Below are 3,547 nucleotides of genomic sequence, written 5' to 3'. Positions count from 1 at the left end.
CGGCTGGCGCCGCTCCTACGGCAAACCCAACGCGCGTCTCCCCGCTGTAGGAGCGGCGCCAGCCGCGAGGGGTTGAAGGCGATGGGCCGGGGTGGGTGCGACGAAAGGCTCGCGGCTCGCGCCGCTCCTACGGCAAACCCAAGGCGCGTCTCCCCGCTGTAGGAGCGGCACCAGCCGCGAGGGGTTGAAGGCGACGGGCGTGGGTGGGTGCGACGAAAAGCTCGCGGCTCGCGCCGCTCCTACGGCAAACCCAACGCGCATCTCCCCGCTGTAGGAGCGGCGCCAGCCGCGAGGGGTTGAAGGCGACGGGGGCAGGTGGGTGCGACGAAAAGCTCGCGGCTGGCGCCGCTCCTACGGCAAACCCAACGCGCATCTCCCCGCTGTAGGAGCGGCGCCAGCCGCGAGGGGTTGAAGGCGACGGGGACAGGTGGGCGGCCGACGAAAAGCTCGCGGCTGGCGCCGCTCCTACGGGCGCACCGGACAGGGCGCACGGGCACGCGCCATGCAGCAGCCTGTCGCGGCGCACGGCCGATTGTGCAAACATCGCGTGACAGCAACCACGACGGAGAGCGACACAGCATGGCGAAGGCCGACGAGGAGAGCATCACCTATTCCGCGCTGTCGCCCGAACAGCGCCGGCGCTACGACCTGCTGCTCGCCGGGCTCGACCTGCTCGACCAGGCGATCGCGGTGTTCGACGCCACCCCCAAGCTCGTCACCTGGAACAAGGCGCTGCTGCGCCTGCTCGACTTCCCCGAGTCCATGGTGCGCGTGGGCACGCCCTTCGAAGACTTCGTGCGCTTCAATGCCGAGCGCGGCGAGTACGGCCAGGGCGACATCGACACCCTCATCCGCGAACGCGTCGCCGCTGCACGCAGCTTCCAGCCGCACTACGTCGAGCGCGCACGACCCAACGGCCGCATCCTCGCCGTCCGCGGCGTCCCCATCCCCAACCTCGGCTTCGTGTCGCTGTGGACCGACATCACCGAGCAACGCCGCTACGAAGGCGTGATGGAGCAGCAGAACGTACGCCTCGAGGAGCGCGTGCGCGAGCGCACCGCCGAACTCGAGGCTGCCAACAAACGCCTCGCCCGCGCCAACATCGAGATCGACGATATCGCCGAGGCCCTGCGCCGCAGCGAAAACCGCCTGCAGCTCATCATCGACTCCATCCCCGCCCTCATCGCCTACGTCGACCGCGGCGAGATCTACCGCTTCGCCAACAAGGGCTACGCCGACTGGTTCGGCCTGGGCAAGGACGAGATCATCGGCCGCAGCATCCACGAGGTCTTCGGCGAGGACAGCTATACCCAGATCGTCCCCCACCTCGCCCGCGCCCTCGACGGCGAGCGCGTCACCTACGAGTACGCCCGCCGCCTCGCCGATGGCCGCACCGTGCACGCGCGCAGCGTGGTCGTCCCCGAAGCCGACGCCGACGGCACCACGGTCGGCTTCTTCGTGCTGTCGATCGACATCACCGAACAGAAAGCCCACCAGGCCGCACTCATCCAGGCGCAGAAGATGGAAGCCGTCGGCCAACTCACGGGCGGGCTCGCGCACGACTTCAACAACCTGCTCACCATCATCATCGGCAACCTGTCGGTGCTCAACGAACGCATCGGCGGCGGCGCCGGCTCCGAGTACGTCGCCCCCTCGCTGCAGGCCGCGCGCCGGGGCGCCGAACTCATCCGCCGCCTGCTCACCTTCTCGCGCCGCCAGTCGCTCGAGCCGACCTCGGTCGAGGTCAGCGCCCTCGTGCACAACATGACCCACCTGCTGGTGCGCACCCTGGGCGAAACCGTGCGGGTGCGCCTGCGCCTGCCCAGCGACCCGCTGTACGCCCTGGTCGACCCGCACCAGCTCGAGAACGCCATCCTCAACCTCGCCATCAATGCGCGCGACGCCATGCCCGAAGGCGGCGAGCTCACCATCACCGTCAAGCGCCGCACCCTCGAAGGCACCCTCGCCCAGGTCGGCGAGCTCGCCCCCGGCGCCTACGTGCAGATCGACGTCTCCGACACCGGCGCCGGTATCGAGCCCGCCGTACTGCAGCGCGTGTTCGAGCCCTTCTTCACCACGAAACCTTTTGGTGGCGGCAGCGGTCTCGGCCTGTCGATGGTGTATGGCTTTGTCCGCCAGTCCGGCGGCAACATCCGCATCCGCAGCACCCCTGGCGCGGGCACGCATGTACGCTTCGTGCTGCCCACGGCCGAGGCCACCCCGGCCGAGAACCGCAAGGCAGCCGAGCCGCCGGCCGCGCAGCCGGTGCTCGACGGTCCGGTGCTGCTGGTCGAAGACGAACCCGAAGTGCGCAAGGTGATCCGCATGCAACTCACCGCCAACGGCTACCCGGTGATCGAAGCCAGCAATGGCGTCGAGGCCCTGGAGCTGCTGGAGAACATCGACGACATTGCCCTGCTCGTCAGCGACACCGTCATGCCCGGCGGCATCGGCGGGCGCGAGCTCGCCCAGCGCGCCCGCGCGCTGCGCCCCGGGCTGCCGATCCTGCTCGTCACCGGCTACGCCAGCGAGCGCGCCATCACCGGTGTCGCCCCCGCCGACGTACCCACGCTGCGCAAGCCTTTCGACCAGGCTACCCTGGCCGCAGCACTCGCCAACCTGCTCGCACCGCAGCCCGCCCCCACAGCGCCCCAACCGGAGCACGGCCAAACATGCCCCTGACCGCGACCGACGCCAACACGCCCGTCATCATGGTGCTCGAGGACGACCCCGAGATCGCCCGCCTCATCTGCATGAGCCTGGGCGAATACGGGTTCCGCTGCGAACACGTCAGCACCGGCCAGCAGCTACTGGCGCGCGCACGCCGCAGCGCCCCCGACCTGTGCATCGTCGACCTCGGCCTGCCCGACATGGATGGCATGCAGGTCGTGCGCGAACTGCAGGACGGCAGCCCATGCGCGGTGCTCATCCTCACCGGCCGCAACGACGTCACCGACCGCGTGCTCGGGCTCGAGCTCGGTGCAGACGACTACATCGTCAAGCCTTTCGAACCGCGTGAGCTGGTCGCCCGCGTGCGTTCCATCCTGCGCCGCTACCAACGCGCAGCCGCCCCCGAGACCCCCACCGAGCGCACCATCGCCCGCTTCGCCGACTGGACCTTCGACGCCAGCCGCCACGCCCTCAGCGCCCCGGACGGGCGCGAGATCAGCCTCTCCGCCGCCGAAGCCAGCCTGCTCGCCACCCTGCTGCGGCGGCCCAACAAGATCCTGTCGCGCGAGCAACTGCTCGGCGAACGCGACGTCGACCCTTTCGACCGCAGCATCGACGTGCGCATCTCCCGCCTGCGCCGCAAGCTCGACGACGACCCGCACAACCCGCGCCTAATCAAGACCGTGTACGGCGCCGGCTACCTCTTCTCCGCCCAGGTCGCCTGGTCCTGATGCAGGCACCGCGCCTACGGGGGCCGCAACGCGCGTTGGGTTTGCCGTAGGAGCGGTGCCAGCCGCGAGCTTTTCGGGTCCCGCCCAACCCCCGTCGCCTTCAACCCCTCGCGGCTGGCGCCGCTCCTACGGGGAAAGCGCGCCGC

2 protein-coding genes are annotated in these 3,547 nt (G+C 70.0%); both read left to right on the top strand.

Annotated elements, in window-relative coordinates; all coding sequences use genetic code 11:
* Positions 1-579: 579 nt before the first annotated feature.
* Positions 580-2,682 carry a PAS-domain containing protein gene (locus C662_RS19360; RefSeq protein WP_002934291.1) on the top strand — a complete coding sequence of 701 codons (2,103 nt, stop codon included), beginning with the start codon at positions 580-582 and terminating at the stop codon, positions 2,680-2,682.
* The gene (locus C662_RS19355) at positions 2,673-3,401 is read left to right on the top strand and encodes a response regulator transcription factor (protein WP_002934289.1); all 729 of its coding nucleotides are present in this window, start codon (positions 2,673-2,675) and stop codon (positions 3,399-3,401) included. The genes C662_RS19360 and C662_RS19355 overlap by 10 nt, the downstream gene beginning before the upstream one ends.
* Positions 3,402-3,547 lie beyond the last annotated feature (146 nt).

Origin of the sequence: Thauera sp. 28, from assembly GCF_000310145.2 — a bacterium.
Classification (GTDB): domain Bacteria; phylum Pseudomonadota; class Gammaproteobacteria; order Burkholderiales; family Rhodocyclaceae; genus Thauera; species Thauera mechernichensis.
This window is presented reverse-complemented; position numbering and strand designations above follow the sequence as displayed.